Origin of the sequence: Nocardia sp. NPDC050630, from assembly GCF_044457245.1 — a bacterium.
Classification (GTDB): Bacteria; Actinomycetota; Actinomycetes; order Mycobacteriales; family Mycobacteriaceae; genus Nocardia.
In genome coordinates, this window is record NZ_JBITGN010000005.1 from 164,943 (window position 1) to 185,636 (window position 20,694).

A 20,694-nucleotide genomic window follows, 5' to 3' on the forward strand; every position below is an offset into this window, starting at 1 on the left:
AGCATGCGGGCGGGAAATTTCATTCATCCTGCGCTGTGGGCGGCGAAGTTCGGATCACCGGAGTCGAACGACGGCCATGGCCGACTGCGGCGGACCTGGTGCGCGCGGAGCAGCACGAGGTCGATTCCCTCCCGGATCAGGTCGGCTTCCGATCGCCCGGATTCCGCCGCAGCCTTCTCGAGACGTGCGGCTTGCTCAGCTTCGAGATACACGCTGGTCTTGGTCTTCACAGAATGTAAGTACAACGTAGGGCGTTCTCGGCGCACCACGCGGCCGACAACGCACCTCGCCGGACAGGTGCACATTCCCAATGTTACGGAAGTCATATCTCATGACGCTCCAGATAATCTAATATGAGATTCATACAATATGTTTCTCAGAGAGAGAGTAGCGTCATGATTATTGTCACCGGAGCCACTGGAACCGTCGGTCGTCGACTCGTCGAACTGCTTGCTGCACAAGGCATTCGAGTGAGAGCCGTCAGCCGATCCCCCGAAAGTGCCGCACTGCCCGCCGGCGTCGAGGTGGTGGCCGGTGATCCGGCCTGGCCGGACACTGTTGCCGATGCTCTCGACGGTGCGGCCGCGGCATTCCTGCACCCACGGGCCGTGGGCGATGCCGCCTTCGACTTCGCGGAACTGGCCGGTAAGCGTGGGGTGCGCAGGCTGGTCGCCCTCTCCGCCATCAATATCGACGACCCGCTCGCCGCACAGCCGTCCCGCTTCCGTGGCGACCGGAACAAGGAAGCCGAGCAGGCAGTAGCGGACAGCGGTCTGGAGTGGGTAAGCTTGCGCGCCAGCAGCTTTGCCAGCAATGTCGTGCAGAGCGGCTGGGATACCCAGATTCGCGCGGGCGATGTGGTGCGCGGGCCCTTTGCCGAATTCGCCGAAAGTCCGCTGCACGAAGACGATATCGCGGCGGTCGCGGCGCATGCCCTCTTGACCGATGATCTGCTGAGCCGACGAGTGGAACTTACTGGGCCCCAATCCCTTACGCATGCCGATATGGTTCGGATGATTGGCGAGGTCATCGGTAGGCCGCTGCGCTATGAAGAAGTTCCCGCCGCCGTGGTGCGGCAAGGCATGGTGGCGCGCGGCTTTCCGGAGGATTTCGTCGACTCCCTGCTGACGCGCTACGCCGACGGCGTCGGCCAGGCCGCACCCGTCACCAATGATGTCGAGAAAATCCTCGGCAGCACAAGAAATTTCGCCGAGTGGGCCGCCGAGCACGCTGCCGCCTTCCGGAATTGAGTGCGAACCATGCGCGCAATCGCCCAGTTCGCTGCCCAGATATTCAGCGGTGTCTTCGCCGGCTTCCTGATCTCGATCCTCGTCCTCGAACTATCGATGCGTGACGTCAGCGCCGCCGTCTATACCCAGGTCAGACAGATCGAACTGGAATGGCTCGATGTCCTCGCGAGCGCCACCCTCCTCCCCGCTCTGGTCGCAATCGCGCTCATCATCGCGATCCGCATCCGCGACCGCGGTCCGGTCCGCTGGCTCCCGATCATTGCGTTCGCCCTGCTCGCGGGCGTGCTGATCCTGACGGTCATCGTCAACCTGCCGATCAATGCCGACCAACGCGACTGGCTCGTCACCATGCCGCCCGATGACTGGGCAACCGTCCGCGACCGCTGGCAGCTCGCCCATGCGGTGCGAACGGTAGCCGCGACCCTGGCCTTCGCGGCCCTGAGCGCGGCTCAGGACACCCGACGGTTCTGCACCGCCCACTCGGCGAGGGCATCGGCGGACACGTCCACACCGAGCACGCTATCGATGACAACCCGACCGACACAGATCGAGCGCATTACCCGATCGGTGAAGGCCTCCACATCGCCCCAGGGCAAATAGGGTTTCGCGATCAGCAGCGAGGCGATGCCGTGCGCGCTCGTCCACAGCTCCAAGACGACCGGCACCGGGTCGCCCGGCGCGATCACACCGAGGTTCATGCACTCGGTGATTGTCGCCGCGAAGTGGGCGAAGGCGCTGCTGGTCAGCACTTGGTCGACCGCGCCCGCCGTCTCGCCGGGCGTCATGGCCAGGCGGTACTGCTCGGGATGCTCCCTGGCGAACCGGACATACGCCAGGCCCTGTTGACGCAAACGCTCCATCGGCGACTCGTTCGGATCGGATGCGGCCAGCATTTCCGCATCCAGATCCTCGAATACCTGGGCCACCACCGACTCGATCAGCTGATCTTTGTCCGCGAAATGGCGGTATATGGATGGCGGTGTGACACCGACGATCTTGGCGATCTGCCGGATCGACACCGCGTCTACATGCCCGCTACGAGCCAGCAGCTTCTTTGTAGCATCGAGGATTTCGGCACGCAGTTCCGCACCGGAGCCACGTGCCGAACGCTGCCTCGGAGTAAAATTCACGGTCGTCCGGCTAGTTGATGTTTAGCGGATTCAGTTGTACCCCGCAGGGTTTCGCCCTCGCTCAAGCCGATCTTGGCGTGCAGCTTGGCAAGCGGCGCGGGGGCCCACCAGTTCGCGGTGCCGAGCAGCCGCATGAGTGCGGGCGCGAGCAAGCCGCGGATCAGCGTAGCGTCCGCGAGCACCGTCAAAGTCAGCCCCAGTCCCGTCATCTGGATGAACGACACCTTCGAGGTGACCATGGCGGCCATCACGATGGCCATCAAGAGTGCGGCCGCGGTGAAGATCCGGCCGGTGCGTGCGACGCCCAGCGCGACCGCGCGAGTGTTGTCCGCGGCGGTGCGCCCCGAGGCCAGCCACTCCTCGCGAATGCGCGAGAGCAGGAATACCTCATAGTCCATCGACATTCCGAAGGCGAGACAGAACATCAGGATCGGCATGGTCGGGACCAGATATCCGGTCGCTTCATTGCCGAAAACGCTGGACAAATGCCCGTTCTGGAAGATCCAAACCATTGCGCCGAACGCCGCGGTCAACGAAAGCGTATTGAGGGCAAGGGCTTTCAGCGGCAGCAGCACACTTCCGGTGAACAGGAACAGCACCACGAAGGCGGCGAGCGCGATCAGCGCACCGGCCAGCGGGAGTCGCGCACCCAGTGCGTCGAGGGAGTCGCGATTGATCGCGGCGGCGCCGCCGAAGAGCGCCGGTCCCGGGCTCGGGACATCGCGCAGCCGGTCCAGCTGCGTCTTACCCGCGGCGGTGAACGGATCGACCGTCGTCGCGACAGTGAGGAACGCGCCGGTGTCATTCGTCATCTGCGGCGATCCGGGCGCGACCTTCAAGCCGCGGCTATATAGTCCGGCACCCGACAGCACTCCGGACACACCGTCCACCTTCGACAGCGCAGCGGCGTAGTCGCCGATGGCGGCCGGATTTCCGTGGTAGTCGTCGAGCACCACGGTGGCATTTGTCGCGGCGTTGGATTGGAAGTCGGAGCGCAGTGCGTCGCCGACCGTGCGGCTGGTGGCGGAGGCGCCCGCATTGAGGACTCGGTCATCCGGATAGCCGAATTTCACACCGAGGAACGGGGACCCGATCGCCAGCATCAGCACGATGATCGCGATGGCGACCGGTGCGGCATGGCGCATAACCCACTGCACCGTGCGGTACCAGAAGTTCTGCTCCGGAGCGCGCTCAACGTGCACGTCGCGGCCGAGCAAGCGCGCCAACGGCTTTCGCAGATCCAATGCGTTGACCCGATGCCCCAGCAGCATCAGCACCGCGGGCAGGATCAGGATCGATGCGGCGGCGGCCGCGGCGACCACCGCAACGCCCGCGTAGGCGAAGGATTTCAGGAAGTACAGGTTGAAGACGCCCAACGCGGCCACCGACAAGGCGACGGTCAGCGCCGAATACAGCACCGTGCGTCCTGCCGTCTGCACCGCGCGCACCACGGCCGCCTCGATATCGAGACCATTGCCGAGTTCTTCGCGGTAGCGGCTGACAATGAACAGGCTGTAGTCGATCGCGAGCGCAAGGCCCAATGCCGTGGTCAAATTCAGCGCGTAGATCGACACATCGGTGAAGACCGTGAGGGTGCGCAGGATCGCCAGGGTCGTCAAGATCGCGAAGATCCCGACGGCCAGCGGCAGGAAGGCCGCGACCAAGCTGCCGAACACCAGGATCAACACGATGAACGACAGCGGGATAGCCACGCTCTCGGCGACCGCGAGATCATGGGTGATCTGCTCGTTCGAGTCGTGGTAGATGGAGCTGAGGCCGCCCTGATAGATGCTGACGCCGTCATTGGTGCCGGTGACTTCGTCGGCGATAGCACCGGCGGTCCGCTGGGCCACGGACTCCTCGCCGGTGATGTAGCCGAGCACCAACGCGCTCTTACCGTCCTTGCTGCGCAATACGGACGACAGTGATTGCGGCGCGTTCCAATAGGACTGAATGCCGATCACATCACCGCGCGAGCGCAGGGTGTCGGTCAACTTCGCGCCCGCGGCCTTGGCGGCCGGACTGTCCGCGCCGGATTCGTCGCGCACCAGCAGGATGAGGTTCGGTTCCGCGCCGCCGAAGTTATCCGCGATCAACTGGGTGACCTGCGTGGATTCGGCGTCGCCCGGAGTGAAACCGGCGGTCTTCATATGCGAGGTCGCCGTGGCACCGAATACGCCGCAGAGTACGGCCAGTAGTGCGGCGGCGAGCAGGATCGTCTTCGGATGCCTGGTGGCCAGATGGGCGATCCGTACCAGCATGAGCGACTCCCCTAGTTCGACTGCTCTCAGGTAACAGCGTTAGCGTAACGCCGTTAACTCAATGGCGATAGTGGGTGCACAGCTAACAATAGTGATCCCGGTCACCCGAGGAATGTGACGATCGCATCGGCGATGGCTTCGGCGTACCTCGCCCGCCCATCCGGCGATTCGATCAGCGCGGCGTCGCCAGGATCGCGCATATTTCCGCATTCCACGAGCGCGACCGGGCGTTCGGAAAGGTTGAGACCCGCCAGATCCGCACGCGGATTCATGCCATCGGAGCCGACATAGGTCGACGGGACGAAGCCGGACCCGAGCATGGTGTCACGCAGCATTGTCGCCAGTCGCCGCGAAGGCTCACCCTGCGCCGAGTTCAGTGGCGGCGACGAATAGGCGACGTGGAAACCGTGCGCGCCCGCAGCCGCGCCATCGGCATGGATCGAGACGACAGCCGCTGCGCCACTGCGGTTTCCGATAGCGGCGCGTTCATCGACGCAGGGGCCGACGCCCGCATCGTCGTCGCGGGTAAGCACGACGCGAATACCCCGCGCGGCCAAGGTATCCCGGACCCGAGTGGAGACGTCCCAGGTGAATTCGTGCTCGGTATAGCCATCAGTGCCGGATGTGCCGGTCGTGTTGCACGCCTTGGTTTTTCCGCGACCGTCCGGCACCTGACGGTTGATCTCGCCGCGCTGGTCGGCATTGCCGCCATTGTGGCCGGGGTCGATGACGACGACGCGGTCCTCGGCAATGAAGTGCGGCGGGGTCGTCGTCGGTTCGTCGCTTATTTGCGGCGTGGTGGTCCGCGCCGATGAACCGGAGGCGTCGTGCACGCATCCGCCGAGCAACATGCCCCACGCGCAGATCGCGGCGGTCGTCTTCCAGCTTCGCCAACGCATGACACCGACACTGCCACAGGCCGCATCGACACAGCTATCGGAAGGCCAGCGCGCCGAGGGTATCCGCGTGCCGGTACTGCAGATACTTCTTGACCGTGTCCGCGGCGACGGCCGCATTGGCGGTGGCCACCGTGACCACGACGAACTCCTTCTCGGTCCCGTCGCGCCATTTGCCGGTGGCGAAATTGTCGATGTAGGTGCCCGGCCGCAGGTGCAGGTCCGCATCGGTGAACTTGCCGAGCGCGGCCGTGGCCTGGCCCTCGGTCGGCATCGCCAGGACGAATTGGGTGATCTTCAGCCCGCCGCCCTCGGCCCGGTACACCATTTCGGCGGCGTACTGGCAGCCCAGGCCGGTGAGCGTGCCGTTGACCTCGAAATCGCGGCAGTTGGCGTGGTCGCGGCCCTCGACCCAGTCGGCGTGCAGTTCCACATTGTCGAATGTGAAATTCCAGTCCCCGGCGAAGTCGGTGTAGGTGAGCTTGCCCGAGGACGGTTGGCCCGGTCGCGGCGTTGTCGTGGTCGTTCGCGGGGTGCTCGTGCCCGGCGCGCTCGTCGCCGGGACCACGGTGGCCGTGACATTCGATGCCTGCGGCTGATCCTTGTCGCGCGCGGTGATGACAACCAGTCCAACACCGACCACGGCGAGCACCGCGACCAGTCCGAGCACCACCGCGACGATCACACCGGTCTTCGGTTTCGGCGGCGGACTCGGCGTCGGTGCGCTGGGATAACCCATCGGATAGTCGGTCTGCCCCCAGCCCTGCTGGGCCGAATATTCCACCGGCTGCCCCCATGGCGCCGGATCCTGTCGCGGCGGCTCCCCGCCGTACGGATTACTCACTGCCTGCCCACCTCTCCCACCGGGGCGGCGACCCCCACCCATCATGTGCTGATCGCGATCCGATCCCACGGCGTTGCAGGTCCTAGCAGCTTAGCCGGTGAGCAATAGGCCCAACGCAAGGCTGAACATCACGACCGCGATCACCGAATCGAGTACGCGCCACGCGCTCGGGCGGGCGAACAGGGGGCCGAGTTTGCGGGCACCGTAGCCGAGCGAGGTGAACCAGATAATGCTGGCGACCATCGCGCCCGCGCCTAGGAACCAGCGGTCCGGGCTGGTGTAGGTATTGGCGAAGGAGCCGAGCAGCAGCACAGTGTCCAGGTAGACGTGCGGGTTGAGCCAGGTCAGGGCCAGACAGGTGAGGACGGTCGCGCCGAGTGCGACAGTGGCGCCGGTGGATTCGATGGTCAGGCTCGATGCCGCGCAGACGCGGCGGGCGGCGAGAATGCCGTAGCCGAGCAGAAACGCGGCTCCGGCGTAGCGGATCACCGACAGCAGCACGGGTGCGGATTCGACCACGACGCCCAACCCGCCGACTCCCGCCGCGATCAGCACGATGTCGGACACGGTGCAGACCGCGACCACGGCGAGTACATGCTGGCCGCGCAGACCTTGGCGCAGGACGAAGGCGTTCTGCGCGCCGATCGCCACGATCAAGGAGAGTCCGAAGCCGAGTCCCGAAATAGCCGCCATGGCCGCCGATGATGCCGTCACATGCATTGACGCTAGATCCGCGGCTGTGACCAGACCAGCTAAAGATTCTGAAGTACCTTTAGGATTTCTTAATGGACCTCCAGCTCGATCAGCTCCGTGCGCTCAACGCGGCGGTCACCGAGGGCACCTTCGATGCGGCCGCGCGCAGTCTGCGCGTAACGCCGTCGGCGGTCAGTCAACGCATCAAGGCGCTCGAGGACGCCGCCGGTCGGATCCTGCTGCAACGCACAAAACCGGTGCGGCCCACCGAATCCGGGCTCACGGTGCTGCGCTTGGCGCGCCAGATCGAACTGCTGGCTGGAGATGCCGCACGCGAACTCGGCGATACCGAGCGACCCGCGGATCAGCCGATCCGGGTGCCGATCGCGGTCAATGCCGACTCACTGGAAACGTGGGTGATGCCCGCATTGCGCCAGGCGCCCACCGGGGTGTGTTTCGAAATACATCGCGAGGATGAGGAACACACGACTCGATTGCTGCGCGACGGGACGGTGATGGCGGCGATCACCGCCACCTCATCGGCGGTGCAGGGGTGTCGGGTGGAACGGCTCGGCGCCATGCGTTATCGACCGATGGCGAATCCGCGGTTCGCGCGGACCTGGTTCGCCGACGGTCCGAGCGCTGAGGCGTATTCCGTTGCGCCCGTCGTGCTTTTCGATCGCAAAGATGATCTGCAGGATCGGCATCTACGGCGGCGGTGTGGGCATCCGGTGGATCCGCCGCGGCATTATGTGCCGTCGTCGGCCGGATTCGCGGAGGCGATTCGGATCGGACTGGGGTGGGGCATGTTGCCGGATCTGCAGACTCGGGATGGTCGGGACCTGGTGCCCATCGATGGGGATTCGTATATCGATGTACCGCTCTATTGGCAGCAGTGGAAGGTCGATTCGCCGGCGCTCAGCGGCGTTGCTGGTGCCATTGCGGCTGCCGCGGCCGAGGCGCTGCGCTGACTAAGAATTCGGGTGCGTCGTTCGGGGCTTTGGGGTGGGTCCTGATCACCATTTCGGTGGTGTGGCCTGTTGTTGTCGGTGGCTGCTGGGATGCTGTTGTGGTGGCGCGGTTTACGAGTTTCCGATTCTGTCTCGACCCGACTGTCGAGCAGCAATCAATGCTGGTCCGCCACGCCGGTGCGGCGCGGTTCGCGTTCAATCAGTGTCTGACGATGACGAAGGCAGCCTTGGATGAGCGCCGCCGCAAACCGGACAGGTCAGTGCCATGGACCAGGTTCGATCACATCAACGGGTTCAATGCGTGGAAGAAGACCGAGCAGGCCGGACGGGTGTTCACTGTCGACGCGACCGGTGAGGTGGCATTGACAGTGGTCGGGCTCGTGTGGCGAAACCAGGTGTGCCAGCAGGTGTTCGAAGAAGCCGCCGGCGACCTCGCACAAGGGTTGGCGGCGTGGCGGGACTCACGGACCGGCAAACGCACCGGATGCCGTGTCGGGTTCCCGAAATTCAAAACGAAAGCCTCGACGATTCCGTCGTTTCGGCTGCGGAACAAACACGCCAAGCGCAGGCGGGCCTCCATCCGAGTCGGCGACAGTGGCCCCCGGTCTGTAACTTTGCCCGTGATCGGCACGGTGCGGGTGCGCGAGGACACGCGCCGGTTGCGGCGGATGATCGCTGCGGGTCGGGCAAAGATCCTGTCCGCGACGGTGTCGTTGCGGGCGGGCCGCTGGATGATCAGCCTCGTCACCGAGGCCACCGACCTGCATCCCGCGCACCGGCATACGGTGCGTGAGAGCAGTGACCACGGCGGTTGGCTGGGCATTGATCGGGGGCTGTCGGCATTCCTGGTCGCCGCCACCAGCGACGGCGTCGAGGTCGACCGGATCACCGACCAACCGAAACCACTAGTCATGGGGATGCGCAGGCAGCGCCGTCTCGCGCAGACGCTCACCCGCAAACAAACGGGAAGCCGCAACCGCCGCAAGGCCGCAGCCCGATTGGCACGGCATCATCACCGCATCCGCAACATTCGCGCGCATTTTCTGCATCAGGTGTCGAACCGGCTGGTCAAGACCCACGATCGGCTGGTCATCGAGGACCTGAACATCGCGGGCATGCTCCGCAACCGATGTCTGGCGCGTGCGATCGGCGACGCCGGGTGGGGCGAGTTCGCCCGGCAACTCCGCTACAAGCAGGGCTGGCGCGGCGGAGAAGTGGCCACCGTCGACCGCTGGTTCCCGTCGAGCCGACTGTGCTCATCTTGCGGGAAACGCAATGAGCAATTGACTATGGCTAACCGCGTTTTCACCTGCGGCTGCGGGACGCGACTCGATCGCGACCTCAATGCCGCTGTCAACCTCGCCACTCGGGGCGAGCAACTAGATCTTTGCCCGAGTCCGGGAGCCCGAAGCACGAGCCCCGGATAACAACGCCCGCCGACGGGACGGCTCTGACACACCAACCCGGGTGTGTGAAACCAGCCCGGATGACGCGGGAACCGGCACCCCCATACTGGGATGTGCACCGGACGTCCGAGAAGGACGGCGTCGCGGACTCCCACAGAGTCCGCAGACGCGCTGTAGGGATTGACGTATACGTCAAGCCGGCCTCGGCGGCGTGGCCCGATTAGCGGGGCTCAGCGTGGTCAGGGGTGGTTTCGCCTTGGCGGACGGTGATTACGCCTATGAGGATCAGGGTGCCGCCGAGGAGCTGGAGGGGGCGAGGGGCTTCGCCGAGGAGGATCCAGGCGAAGGCCAGGGCGGCCAGGACTTCGAAGAGGGCTACGAAGGAAGCGAGGCGCGAGCCGAGAAGGCGGGTGGCGGCGATGCCGGAGACGTAGGCGAGGGCGGCGGTTATCGTGCCGAGCGCCAGGACGGGCACCCACCATGAGACGGTGAGGTGTTGGAAGACAACGGGATCGGCGGTCGCATGGAGTGCGACGATGCCGATCGCGCCTGCCGCGAGGAGGGCGAGTCCACCGAGGAGGAGGCCACCGGCGGCGAGTACGGTGCCCGGCAGGGTGCCATCGCCGTGGGCGGAGAGCAGGAAGTAGGCGGCGGCTCCGATCATAGCGGCGAGCGCCCATGCGATGCCGATGCCGCTGGCGGCTAGGCCGGAGCGCAGGTCGATGACCAGGAGCAGACCGGTCATCCCGAGTAGCGCACCGAGAACCGTTGCGGTGCTCGGCCGTTGGCTCTTGCGCAGCCATAGCCAACCGACCACGGCGACCGGAGCGGTGTATTCGATGAGCAGCGCCACGCCGACTTGCATGTGGGCGACAGCGTTGAAATAGGCGAGTTGGGTACCGGCCACGGCGAGCAGTCCGTAGGCGGTGATCAGTGATGCGTTGCGGCGCAACAGATCCCAGTTAGCGCGCAATTGCACCAGCGCGATCGGAACCAGAACCGCCGCGGCGACCAGCACGCGGACCGCCACCACGGACGCGGAACTCCAGCCCGCATTCATCAAGCCGCGAGCCAGTGAACCGGATAGTCCGAACGAGGACGCGGACACCACCGCGCAGAGCAGTCCCATTCGCAGCCGCTGCGCAGTGTTGTCATGAGTCATCGCAACCATGAGTAATGACGCTAAAGTCGGTCAGGTAATATGTCAACATGGTCTTTGCTCATGACACTGAGGCGGCGTTGGTTGCCGCGGTGGAGCTGGTGAATTCGGCGGAGGAGCCGGATACGTTGACCGAGATCGCCCAGCTCGACGAGTTTTTCGTCAAGCACGTCTACACCGGCGTGCACTCCGGGGACGCCGCCGAACTCGCGGAGGTACGTGCCTTACGCACGCCGCTACGTCGCATGCTGACCAGTGATCGCGATACCACGGTGCGACTGATCAACGAGACGCTGGCGAAGCATCGTGCCCTGCCGCAATTGGTCCGGCACGGGGATGTCGACTACCACATCCACGCGGTATCCGCGCAGGCTCCGCTCCCTGTCCGCATAGCCGTAGAGACCGCGATGGCAATGATCGATCTGGTCCGCTCCGATGAGCTGAGTCGGCTATCCCGCTGCGCCGACGAAGGCTGCGAGGGACTGGTTCTCGATCTGTCGCGCAATAGATCGCGCCGCTACTGCAGCACCGCATGCGGGAATCGCAATGCTGTCGCTGCCTATCGCGCCAGGAAGAAGTGAACGGACAAGGAAGGCATCACCACTCGGCGAAGGAACCGTCCTTGCGGTGCCAGATCGGGTTTCGCCAGCGGTGGCCCTGTTCGGCGGCGCGGGTCACCGCCGCTTCATCGATCTCGATGCCGAGGCCGGGGGCTTGGAGCAGGTCGACGTAACCGTCGCGGTAGGCGAAGACCCTCGGGTCGGCGAGGTAGTCGAGCAAGTCGGAGCCGGTGTTGTAGTGGATGCCGAGGCTTTGCTCCTGGATGAGCAGGTTGGGGGTGGCGAAGCCGACCTGGAGGCTGGCGGCGAGAGCGATCGGGCCGAGGGGGCAGTGTGGGGCGAGGGCGATATCGCGGGCCTCGGCGAGGGCGGCGATGCGGCGGACCTCGGAGATACCACCCGCGTGCGAAAGATCGGGTTGGACTACGGCAATGCCCTGATCGAGGACCGCATTGAAATCCCAACGCGAATAGAGCCGTTCACCAGTGGCGATGGGAATGCTTGTCGCGCGGGTGATCTCGCCGATCTGGCTGCTGCACTCCGGCACGAGTGGTTCCTCGACGAAGAACGGCAGATACGGTTCGAGCAGCGGCAGCACGCGCCGCGCCATCGGAATGGACAGGCGCCCATGGAAATCGACGGCGATATCGAAGTCATCGCCGGTTGCCTCGCGGACTGCCGCTACTCGATCGACAATGCCGCGGGTCGCGCGCGGTGTATCGATCAGCTCCAATTCGGCGGAGCCGTTCATCTTGATCGCGGTGAAGCCCTGCTCTTTTCGTTCCACGGCCGCCTGTGCGACATCGTCGGGGCGATCGCCGCCGATCCAGCTGTACACCCGAATCCGATCGCGCACGGCACCGCCGAGCAACTGCCAAACCGGTACGCCCAGTGCCTTTCCGGTGATATCCCACAGCGCCTGGTCGATGCCCGCGACCGCACTCGACAGGATCGGTCCGCCCCGATAGAAACCGCCCTTGGTGAGCACCTGCCAGTGTGCTTCGATGCTCATCGGATCCTTGCCGACAAGGTAGTCGGCTAGTTCGTCGACAGCGGCGGCGACCGTGTGGGCGCGGCCCTCGACTACCGGCTCACCCCAGCCGGTGATGCCCTCGTCGGTCTCGATCTTCAGGAAGCACCAGCGCGGAGCGACCAGGTAAGTGGTGAGTGCGGTGATCTTCACCGGGACTCCTTTCGCACACTCCAGCCGCCGTCGACGACCAGGTTGGCACCGGTGATGAAGGACGCGTCGTCGGAGGCGAGGAAGGCGACCGCGGCGGCGACCTCCTCGGGTGCCCCCATCCGGTCCAGTGCGGTGGCCTGGGCGGATAGCCGCCGACCTGCCTCGTCAACGTCATCCCATACCGGGGTGAGAATCGGGCCGGGCAGTACGGCATTGACCCGCACATGAGCGCGCCCGTACTCCACGGCCAGCTGCCGGACCAATGCGGTCAACCCGCCCTTGGCGGCGGCATAGACCGGATAACCGGGCAGCCCGAAATGGGCGTGCACGCTAGAGATCGCGACCACATTGCCACTGCGGCTGCGCAGATCATCGATGAAGGTGTGCAAGCCGAGGAATAGTGGGGTGAGATTGACCGCGAGGCCGTCATCCCATGCCTGCCTGGTCAATTCGTGTGCCGGGATGGTGGCCTGACGGGATGCGTTGCTGCACAGGAAATCCAGCGGTCCGAACAGTTCGTTGACGCTACTGCGTAGCTCGCCCCAGGAAGCCTCCGAAGTCACATCGCACCGGACGAATTCGGCGCGATGACCGGACGCACGGATCTTCGAAGCGACCTCGCGCCCAGCCGTTTCGGCGATATCGGCGATGACTACCGCTGCGCCATCGGCGGCGAGCCGGTGGGCGGTGGCCGCACCGATGCCGGACGCACCCCCGGTGACGACCGCGACCCGGTCTGCCAGACGACTCATGCTCTTCCCTATCGGTTGATGTCGGCGCCGGTGAGCAGGCCGAGTTCGTGCCGGAACGGCAGACCAGCCCAATCACCGGGTACGGATACGGCGAATGCGCCGCAGGTGGCGCCCAATTGCAGGCTGTGCCTCGGCGACCCGTTGTCGAGCACACCGGCGAGGTAGCCCGCGACGAACGCATCGCCCGCGCCGACCGGGTCGACGCTGCGGATATCCACCGCTGGCTGCTGGATCAGCTCGCCGTTGTGCAGTGCGAGCGCGCCTTCGGATCCGAGTTTGATCACAACCTGCGAAGGGCCGAGTGCGGCGAGGGATTGCGCCATCTCGGCCGGGGTCGCGGCAGAGACCAGAATGGCCGCTTCATCCGTGCCGGCGAACACGATATCCGCGCGGGAGACGAGCTTCGAAAGTTCGACGGCCGCATCGGATTCCGACCACAATGCGCGGCGGTAGTTGATATCGAGAGAGATGGTCGCCCCAGCATCGACGGCGATATCCAATGCCGTGTGGACGGCGTCGCGGGCCGATGGGCTCAGCGCCGGGGTGATGCCCGTGAGATGCAGCACCCGTGCGGCGGCGATCTGGGCCGTATCGATATCGGCGGCCGACAATCGAGATCCAGCGAAACCCTTGCGGTAGTAGGTGACTCGCAGGTGGGCGGCGGTTCGTCGCTCGCGCAGCATCAGCCCGCTCGGCAGTTCCGCATCGATTCGGCACCGCGAGATGTCGACCTGTTCGGCGCGAAGTCGATCGAGCACCATGGTGCCGACGGCATCGGCACCGACACTGCCTACCCACGCGCTCTCGTGCCCCAACCTGCGGACGCCGATGGCGACAGTCGCTTCCGCGCCGGCGAAATCCATGCGCATTGCCGCACCAGGAGCCAATGGACCGGGCTCAGCGGCGGCGATGACACCGAGTGCTTCGCCGAGAGTTACCAATCCGCCGGTCATTGCCGCGGCTTTCGCGCGGAGAGAGCCCTCATAGCAACGCCTTCCGCACTGCGGAAGCCCGCTCACGCAGCGCATCCAGATCACCGCCGATGCACGCATCACCGACGAGCGGCGAACCCATGCCGAGTGCCCTGGCACCCGCATCCAGATACGCCCTGGCATCGGCGAGGCCGATACCACCGGTCGGCACCAGCGGGATCTCCTTCAGCGGACCCCGAATCGCCTTCACATAGCCGGGACCGCCGATCGAGGCCGGAAAGACCTTGACCATGGTCGCGCCCGCCTGCCACGCACTGTGGATTTCGGTGGGCGTGAACGCGCCGCAGATCACCGGGACGCCCATGCGGCGGCCCTCCGCGATGACCTCGGCGCATACCGTGGGAGTGATCAGGTATGCCGCACCCGCGTCCACAGCTCGTGCGGCATCACTGGCGGTGAGCACCGTGCCCGCGCCGACAGCGTGGGCAAATCCGGCGCACTCGCGCAGTGCGTCCAGTGCCCCTGGCGAATTGAGCGTGAACTCCACTGCCGTGATGCCCGACTCGTGCAATACGGCGGTCACCTCGGCGAATCTAGCGGCCGTCGGCGCGCGCAGTATTGCGATTATCGGTGGGTCCAGGGTGAGGACGTGATCGGTCATGGGTTACTCACCAACCTCGCATCGGAGTAGGTATTCGGCGCAAGACCGGTCACACCCGGCCTACAGGTGAACAGCCGCCCGGCATCCGGTTCATCGGAACCCTCGGCGGCCGTGGTGATGACGAGAACATCCAGGTCCGATCCAGCGAAAGTACAACTGGAGACCTGCGCCGGGCCGACATCGATCACCGCATACGGCCGACCCGATGGATCGAACGAACGCACCTGTCCCGCGCCCCACACCGCGACCCAGACGAAACCCCTGGCGTCCACGGTCAATCCATCCGGCAGGCCGTCGGGAAACTCGGCGAAGGTACGCCCGTTGCCGAAAGTGCCGGTGGCCGAGTCGTAGTCGAAGGCCTCGACTCGATGTGTCGGGCTGTCCGCGTAATACACGGTCGCACCGTCCGGGCTCCAGCCGAGCCCGTTGGAGATCGTCACCTGCTCACGCACGGTACTCAGCTGTCCATCGGGATCGAGTCGATAAAGCGCTGCGGTACCCGCGATTTCGTCTTCGGACATGGTCCCGGCGAACAGTCGCCCCCACGGGTCGGCCTTGGCATCGTTCATGCGCCGCCGTACCCCGTCATCGGGCAGCGACAGGGCCGCGACCTCGGTCATGGTGCCGTCGACGAGATGCAAAAAGGTGTCGACGGCAGTCGCGATCAGCCCGCCGGATGCACAGGGCACCACCGCGCTGACCCGCTTGCCCACTGCCACGGTGGACCGCTGCACGAGATCACCGTCGCGCAATTTCGCGCGATGAATGCGGCCGGCCGGTATATCCACCCACAGCATCTCATCAGTTCGGTTATCCCAGACGGGTCCCTCACACAACCTGCCGGGCCTCGGCGAGCACCGATCGGCCTTCAGTTCGATCATCATTCGCTCCTGACGGGTCCTAGGTCGGCAGCCCGACCGCACGTTCCCCGCTGCGCCGCTGCTGAATAACAACCGCCGCCACCAGCAGTGAACCCTGAGCGACGTTCTGCCAAAACGTATTCACACCGACCACGTTCAGCCCGTTGTCCAGCGCACCGAGCAGTACGACGGCCAACAGCGTGCCACCGATCGTGCCCTTACCACCCTTGAGCGCACATCCACCCAATGCCGCCGCGGTAATGGCCTTCAGCTCGAGCCCCTCACTACCCGAGACCGGCTGCCCGGAGCCGGTCCGAGCGGTCAGGATGATCCCGGCAACAGCGGCCACCGCACCAGCCAGCACGAACACCGCGATCAGATACTTGTTGATATTGATGCCGGAAAGCCTTGCGGCCGTGTCATTTCCACCGATGGCATAGATATTGCGCCCGATATCGGTGTACTTCAGCAGCACATGCATACCAATCGCGACAACCGCGAGAATGACCACCGGCACCGGCAGACCCAGAATCTTGCCGCGAGCGATGAAGATGAACACATCGTCGCCCAGCACGAATCCCTGGGCCTTGCCGCCGGATATCAACTGCGCGACGCCTTTGAACGCGGCCAGGGTGGCCAGGGTCGCGATCACCGGATTCACGCGACCATAGACGATGATCAGCCCGTTGATCCCCCCGAGTACCAGCCCGACACCGATCGCGGCCAGAATGCCCAACCAGGGATTATCGGCGGTCGCGGTGAAGGCCATCGCACTGATCACCGACGCGACACCGGCCTGCGAGCCGACCGAGATATCGAGCGCACCACAGATGATCACGACCGTCTGGACCACGGCGAGCAGACCGAAAACCGTTACCGCTTCACCGATTCCGGCCAGATTCGCCGGATCCAGATAGCCGTCGTTGAGCCAGGCGAAGATCGCGACGACCACCACCAGCGCGCCGATCAGACTGAGATTTCCGGTGCCGATCGCCCGCACCAGCCGACGCGGGGTGAGCATCGATGGTGCGGCGACGGCCGCCTGCGCCGGAATCGAAAGTTGTTGGTCTGTCATGGGTTTCCTCGCGATGTATGCGATAGGTCGGCGGCCATGGCCAGCGCGAGGATCGCCTCCTCGCTGGCCTCTTCGCGGTCCAGTTCGCCGGTGACCCGGCCGTGCTGCATGACCACGATCCGGTCGGCCAGGCCGAGCACTTCGGGTAGCTCCGAGGAGATCACCAGCACCGCGACACCGGATTCGGCCAGCTCCTCGATGATGTGGTAGATCTCGATTTTGGCGCCGACATCGACGCCACGGGTCGGCTCATCCAGGATGAGCACCTTGGGTTTTCGCGCGAGCCAGCGGGCCAGCACGACCTTCTGCTGATTGCCGCCGGAGAGCTTGCGCACCTCCTGCTCGATGGAAGGTGTTCGCACCCTGAGTGATTCGACGTACCGGCGGGCAAGTCGGCGCTCCTCGCCGCCCCGGACGAACCGCAGCCGCCGCAGGCGGTCGAGCGTCGCGAGCGAAATATTGTCGCGCACACCGCGATGCAGCAGCAGCGCTTGCGCCTTGCGTTCCTCCGGCGCATACCCCATCCCGGCCCGCACCGCATCTCGCGGTTGCCGAAGACGCAGTTTCTTACCGTCGACCCTGACCTCGCCGGAGCGGATCGGCAGATCACCGGCCAGCGCACCGGCCAGTTCCGAGCGACCCGCACCGACCAGCCCGGCCAGCGCGACCACCTCACCGGCGTGCACCCGCAGACTCACCTCGTGGACATCATCGGTGGTCACCGCATCCGCTTCGAGCACCACCCGCCCCGGCGTAGTGTGCTTGCGCGCGAATAATGTCGACAGATCCCGGCCGACCATCATCCGCACGATCTCGCGATCGGTGGTGTCGGCGGTGGCCCGTGCGCCGACGAGCGCGCCATCGCGCAGCACCGCGACCCGATCAGCCAGCCGGAAGATCTCCCGCATCCGATGCGACACATAGATCACCGCGAGACCCTGTTCGCGCAATCGACCGATCAGCGCGAACAGCGATTCGGTTTCGTGGTCCGACAACGAGGAGGTCGGCTCGTCGAAAGCGATCACTTTGGCGTCGGTCGTCAAGGCGCGCATGATCTCCACCAATTGGCGTTGCGCCGCGGTCAGTTTCGATCCGACGGTGTCCGGATCGAGGTCACGGTCGAAGCCGAGTCGGGCGAGGTCTTCGCGCATCCGTTCGCGCAACGCGGTCCGGTCGAGCAAGCGGCCCGAGCGGCGCGGCAGCGATCCGAGATAGACGTTCTCGGCGACGGAAACATGCGGCACGATCTCCGGTTCCTGTCCGATTACCCGGATGCCCGCCGACCGCGCGTCGGCAGGGGTGGCCAGCTCGAGTCGCACACCATCCAACTCGAGCCGGCCACCGTCCGGGCGGTGATCGCCACCGAGGATGCGGATCAGGGTGGATTTACCCGCCCCGTTCTCACCCATCAGTGCGGTCACCGCGCCAGCGGGAAAATCCAGGCTTACTTCGCGCAGGGCCGGCACCCCGGCGAAGCTCTTACTCAGCCCGGATACCCGCAGTCCGGTCAGCTGCATGTGACGCCCGCCTGCTGCCAGTTGGTCGAGTCGACCATCTTGGTCGGCGCGTAGGCCTCGGGCGGCATCTGCTTGCCGTTCTTCAGGTAGTCGTAGATCGTCTGAACCGACAGTGCGCCAACGTCTTTGCCATTGATGAACAGCGCCGCCTTGAAGCCGGTCGGCTTGCCGCCGCGCCATTCCTTGCAGGCCAGATAGGCGCCGAGGCCGACGCCGAGCACGTTGTCGGCGGAGTATCCGGCGTTCTGGATCGCCGCGACGCCACCGCTGACGTTCTCGTCGTTGCAGCCCATGACAATCCAGTTCTTCACCGACCGATTGCCCGACACTGTCGCCGAGATCTTGTTCTGCGCGTCCGACGGGGTGTTGTCGGTGCCGACCTCGATCACCTTGACGTCCACACCGGCGGCCTCCTTGAATGCCTTCTGATTGGCCTTGACCCGGTCGGTGCACACGGTCACGTCCTGTTTCCAGGCGTCGATGATCGCGGTCTCCTCCGGCTTCCACCCTGCCTTTTTGAAGTCCTGAGCGGCCCGGGTGCCGACCTCGGTCCCCATCTGGGTGCCGCTGAAGCCGACCCGGGGCACCAGATTGTCCTTCGCGCAGGACGACGGATCCGGTCCATTCGTACAGACCTGGTCATCGGAGGTGAGCAGTGCGACGCCACCGGTCTTCGCGAGCTGGGCGACCTGCGGACCGACCGACGGATCAGGCACTACCACGATCACACCGCTGGCCTTCTGGTTCACCGCGTTCTGCACCTCGGTGACCGCCTTGTTCGCGTCATTGCCGAGATTCACCACCTTCAGATCGATGCCCAACTCCTTGGCCTTGGCCTTCGCGCCCTCGGCCTCGCCGATGAAGTACTCCTGATCGCCCTGCTTCTGCGCGTAGACCAGGCTGATCGCGCCGGTGCTGTGCTGCGGACCGCTCGCCTGCGAATCGTCTTTGCCCGATGAGCAGGCCGATACGGCCAGCGCGAGCGATACCCCGCAGAAAACGGCTCTGGTCCAACGGCTTCGGTGGGTCCAGGACATGGGGTGCTCCTCTGAATACTGCGCCGGGCACTCGGCGTCTTGTAGTGACCTGGGTTACAGTAGGACTTCGGATAACTGTTGTAAATAGTCTTGTCAGAAGTGCTCGGGTAGCGTCTGCGAATATCAATCGGAAGGAGATGGCCCGACCGTGTACCAGCTGACCGCGCGCGATATCCGCCGCCGGAATCGGTTCTATGTACTGCAGGCGGTCTATGCCGCCGCGGGCCACACCAGCCGTCAAGAGATCGCCCGCGCCACCGGGCTCTCGTTCGCGACGGTCGGCAATATGATCGCCGAACTACTCGATGTGGGGGTGCTCGCCGAACTCGGCTACGACGCGCCCGGCATCGGGCGGCCGCGGGCACAGCTGGCGATCAATCCGGCGCGCGGCACTCTCGTCGGTGTCGATATCGCCGAAACCAGTATTCATCTAGACCTTTTCGACCTGGCGATGACAGTGCTGCGCTCGGTGGAGATCGCGGTTGATCCCACGGCCACCCGACCCGAGGACGTCACCGAGTTGATCGTTCGCGGCATCGGCGAGCTGACCGCCGACGATGCGGAGCGGGTGCTCGGGGTCGGATTGAGTGTGCCGGGCTTGGTAGCACCCGAAGACGGCGTCTCGGTGTTCTCGCCGTACTGGGACTGGCACGACGTGTCGTTGAAATCGCTGCTGCAACCGCGGGTGCCACATCCGCTGTATCTGGACAACCCGTTGAAAGCCAGTACCGCAGCACATCTTTGGTTCGGCGCCGGGCGGGATGTGGACGATCTGATCGTGGTCACGCTGCGTGCCGGAGTCGGCATCGGCGTCGTCATCGATGGTGCGCTCTATCGCGGTGTGACCAATAGCGCGGGCGAATGGGGCCACACCAACCTCGTCATCGACGGACGCGAATGCCGCTGTGGACGTCACGGCTGCGTCGAGGCCTATGTGAGCGCGCGCGGAATCGTGCAGACTCTGCGCGAAATCGCACCGGCCAGCCCACTTCTCGCGGCCGACGATGCCGCCACTATCGCGGCCATCGCCGCCAGCGATGACCCGATCGCCAGCGAGATCATCGAAAAAACCGGCAACTACCTGGGTGTCGCCGTCGCGAACTTGGTGAACCTCTTCAACCCCCGCACCATGGTTTTCGGCGACTTGGTCGCGAATGTTCTCGGCGAACGCCTACTCGACGCAACCCGCCGCGTAGCCGCCCACCACGCCATGTCCGACCCCTTCGCCGCGGTAACCCTGCAACTGTGCAGCCTCCCCCACAACCCCGTCAGCCTCGGCGCCGCCACCTTCGCCCTCGAAGGCTTCCTCGCCGACCGCGAAACCTTCGGCTCCATAGCCGCCCGCCGCGCCATCCGCTCGACCACATAGCTCGTTGGTATAGAGCGCAGAGGTCATCGGTCGCCATGTCGCTCGGTCGGCTATAGCGGCGACCACACCGATGTGGCCAGGCTCGTCGGCGCGTCCTGGCGATCCCGGTCGAGCGCTGCGGCGGCGAGTTCGTATGGG

At 65.1% G+C, this 20,694-nt stretch carries 20 protein-coding genes and 1 pseudogene; 6 read left to right on the forward strand and 15 right to left on the reverse strand.

What is annotated here, in order from left to right; translation table 11 throughout:
- Positions 1-23: 23 nt before the first annotated feature.
- Positions 24-230 (reverse strand): CopG family transcriptional regulator, encoded by a 207-nt coding sequence (locus ACIBG0_RS15730; RefSeq protein WP_397032992.1) that lies wholly within the window; start codon positions 228-230, stop codon positions 24-26.
- A 165-nt stretch (positions 231-395) separates the two neighbouring features.
- On the opposite strand from ACIBG0_RS15730, the gene ACIBG0_RS15735 reads away from it, so the two are divergent.
- A complete protein-coding gene (locus tag ACIBG0_RS15735) occupies positions 396-1,250 on the forward strand; it encodes an NAD(P)H-binding protein (RefSeq protein ID WP_397032994.1) in 855 nt (284 codons plus the stop codon).
- 96 nt (positions 1,251-1,346) lie between these two features.
- Positions 1,347-1,673, forward strand: a pseudogene (locus tag ACIBG0_RS15740) (anthrone oxygenase family protein); the annotation flags it as partial.
- A gap of 26 nt (positions 1,674-1,699) precedes the next feature.
- Here ACIBG0_RS15740 and ACIBG0_RS15745 read toward each other — a convergent pair.
- From ACIBG0_RS15745 to ACIBG0_RS15765, 5 genes are all read right to left on the reverse strand, one after another.
- Positions 1,700-2,380 (reverse strand): TetR/AcrR family transcriptional regulator, encoded by a 681-nt coding sequence (locus tag ACIBG0_RS15745; protein ID WP_397032995.1) that lies wholly within the window; start codon positions 2,378-2,380, stop codon positions 1,700-1,702.
- Entirely contained in the window at positions 2,377-4,641 is a 2,265-nt protein-coding gene (locus ACIBG0_RS15750) for an MMPL family transporter (RefSeq protein ID WP_397032997.1), read from the reverse strand. Before ACIBG0_RS15750 ends, ACIBG0_RS15745 begins: the two co-directional genes overlap by 4 nt.
- A 101-nt stretch (positions 4,642-4,742) precedes the next feature.
- On the reverse strand, positions 4,743-5,540 hold the full coding sequence (locus ACIBG0_RS15755) for an N-acetylmuramoyl-L-alanine amidase (RefSeq protein ID WP_397032999.1): 798 nt from the start codon (positions 5,538-5,540) through the stop codon (positions 4,743-4,745).
- A 34-nt stretch (positions 5,541-5,574) separates the two neighbouring features.
- Positions 5,575-6,381, reverse strand: a complete 807-nt coding sequence (locus tag ACIBG0_RS15760; protein WP_397033001.1) for a hypothetical protein — start codon at positions 6,379-6,381, stop codon at positions 5,575-5,577.
- 90 nt (positions 6,382-6,471) lie between these two features.
- The gene (locus tag ACIBG0_RS15765; protein ID WP_397033003.1) at positions 6,472-7,101 is read right to left on the reverse strand and encodes a LysE/ArgO family amino acid transporter; all 630 of its coding nucleotides are present in this window, start codon (positions 7,099-7,101) and stop codon (positions 6,472-6,474) included.
- Between the two features lie 65 nt (positions 7,102-7,166).
- On the opposite strand from ACIBG0_RS15765, the gene ACIBG0_RS15770 reads away from it, so the two are divergent.
- Both ACIBG0_RS15770 and ACIBG0_RS15775 read left to right on the forward strand, forming a co-directional pair.
- A complete protein-coding gene (locus tag ACIBG0_RS15770) occupies positions 7,167-8,045 on the forward strand; it encodes a LysR family transcriptional regulator ArgP (RefSeq protein WP_397033004.1) in 879 nt (292 codons plus the stop codon).
- A gap of 101 nt (positions 8,046-8,146) precedes the next feature.
- The gene (locus tag ACIBG0_RS15775) at positions 8,147-9,472 is read left to right on the forward strand and encodes an RNA-guided endonuclease TnpB family protein (RefSeq protein ID WP_397033005.1); all 1,326 of its coding nucleotides are present in this window, start codon (positions 8,147-8,149) and stop codon (positions 9,470-9,472) included.
- A gap of 199 nt (positions 9,473-9,671) precedes the next feature.
- Here ACIBG0_RS15775 and ACIBG0_RS15780 read toward each other — a convergent pair whose 3' ends face one another.
- Positions 9,672-10,622, reverse strand: coding sequence for an EamA family transporter (locus ACIBG0_RS15780; RefSeq protein WP_397033007.1), 951 nt, complete (start codon positions 10,620-10,622; stop codon positions 9,672-9,674).
- A gap of 38 nt (positions 10,623-10,660) precedes the next feature.
- Between ACIBG0_RS15780 and ACIBG0_RS15785 the strand changes: the two genes are divergently transcribed.
- Positions 10,661-11,191, forward strand: coding sequence for a CGNR zinc finger domain-containing protein (locus ACIBG0_RS15785; protein WP_397033008.1), 531 nt, complete (start codon positions 10,661-10,663; stop codon positions 11,189-11,191).
- Positions 11,192-11,207: 16 nt separating this feature from the next.
- Here ACIBG0_RS15785 and dgoD read toward each other — a convergent pair whose 3' ends face one another.
- Genes dgoD through ACIBG0_RS15825 form a run of 8 tightly spaced genes read right to left on the reverse strand, consistent with a single transcriptional unit; the run spans position 11,208 to position 19,187 of the window.
- A complete protein-coding gene (dgoD, locus tag ACIBG0_RS15790) occupies positions 11,208-12,353 on the reverse strand; it encodes a galactonate dehydratase (protein WP_397033010.1) in 1,146 nt (381 codons plus the stop codon).
- Positions 12,350-13,105 (reverse strand): SDR family NAD(P)-dependent oxidoreductase, encoded by a 756-nt coding sequence (locus ACIBG0_RS15795; RefSeq protein ID WP_397033012.1) that lies wholly within the window; start codon positions 13,103-13,105, stop codon positions 12,350-12,352. Before ACIBG0_RS15795 ends, dgoD begins: the two co-directional genes overlap by 4 nt.
- Positions 13,106-13,113: 8 nt before the next feature.
- Positions 13,114-14,058: a sugar kinase gene (locus tag ACIBG0_RS15800; RefSeq protein ID WP_397033013.1), complete on the reverse strand. Its 945-nt coding sequence runs from the start codon at positions 14,056-14,058 to the stop codon at positions 13,114-13,116.
- A 28-nt stretch (positions 14,059-14,086) separates the two neighbouring features.
- On the reverse strand, positions 14,087-14,698 hold the full coding sequence (locus ACIBG0_RS15805; protein WP_397033015.1) for a bifunctional 4-hydroxy-2-oxoglutarate aldolase/2-dehydro-3-deoxy-phosphogluconate aldolase: 612 nt from the start codon (positions 14,696-14,698) through the stop codon (positions 14,087-14,089).
- On the reverse strand, positions 14,695-15,582 hold the full coding sequence (locus ACIBG0_RS15810) for an SMP-30/gluconolactonase/LRE family protein (protein WP_397033017.1): 888 nt from the start codon (positions 15,580-15,582) through the stop codon (positions 14,695-14,697). The genes ACIBG0_RS15805 and ACIBG0_RS15810 overlap by 4 nt, the downstream gene beginning before the upstream one ends.
- 16 nt (positions 15,583-15,598) lie before the next feature.
- Complete coding sequence (locus tag ACIBG0_RS15815) at positions 15,599-16,633, reverse strand: ABC transporter permease (RefSeq protein WP_397033019.1); 1,035 nt, start codon at positions 16,631-16,633, stop codon at positions 15,599-15,601.
- Positions 16,630-18,150, reverse strand: a complete 1,521-nt coding sequence (locus ACIBG0_RS15820; protein WP_397033021.1) for a sugar ABC transporter ATP-binding protein — start codon at positions 18,148-18,150, stop codon at positions 16,630-16,632. Before ACIBG0_RS15820 ends, ACIBG0_RS15815 begins: the two co-directional genes overlap by 4 nt.
- Positions 18,141-19,187, reverse strand: a complete 1,047-nt coding sequence (locus ACIBG0_RS15825) for a substrate-binding domain-containing protein (RefSeq protein WP_397033022.1) — start codon at positions 19,185-19,187, stop codon at positions 18,141-18,143. Before ACIBG0_RS15825 ends, ACIBG0_RS15820 begins: the two co-directional genes overlap by 10 nt.
- Before the next feature lie 148 nt (positions 19,188-19,335).
- Here ACIBG0_RS15825 and ACIBG0_RS15830 point away from each other — a divergent pair, with 148 nt between their 5' ends.
- The gene (locus ACIBG0_RS15830) at positions 19,336-20,556 is read left to right on the forward strand and encodes an ROK family protein (RefSeq protein ID WP_397033024.1); all 1,221 of its coding nucleotides are present in this window, start codon (positions 19,336-19,338) and stop codon (positions 20,554-20,556) included.
- Positions 20,557-20,694 lie beyond the last annotated feature (138 nt).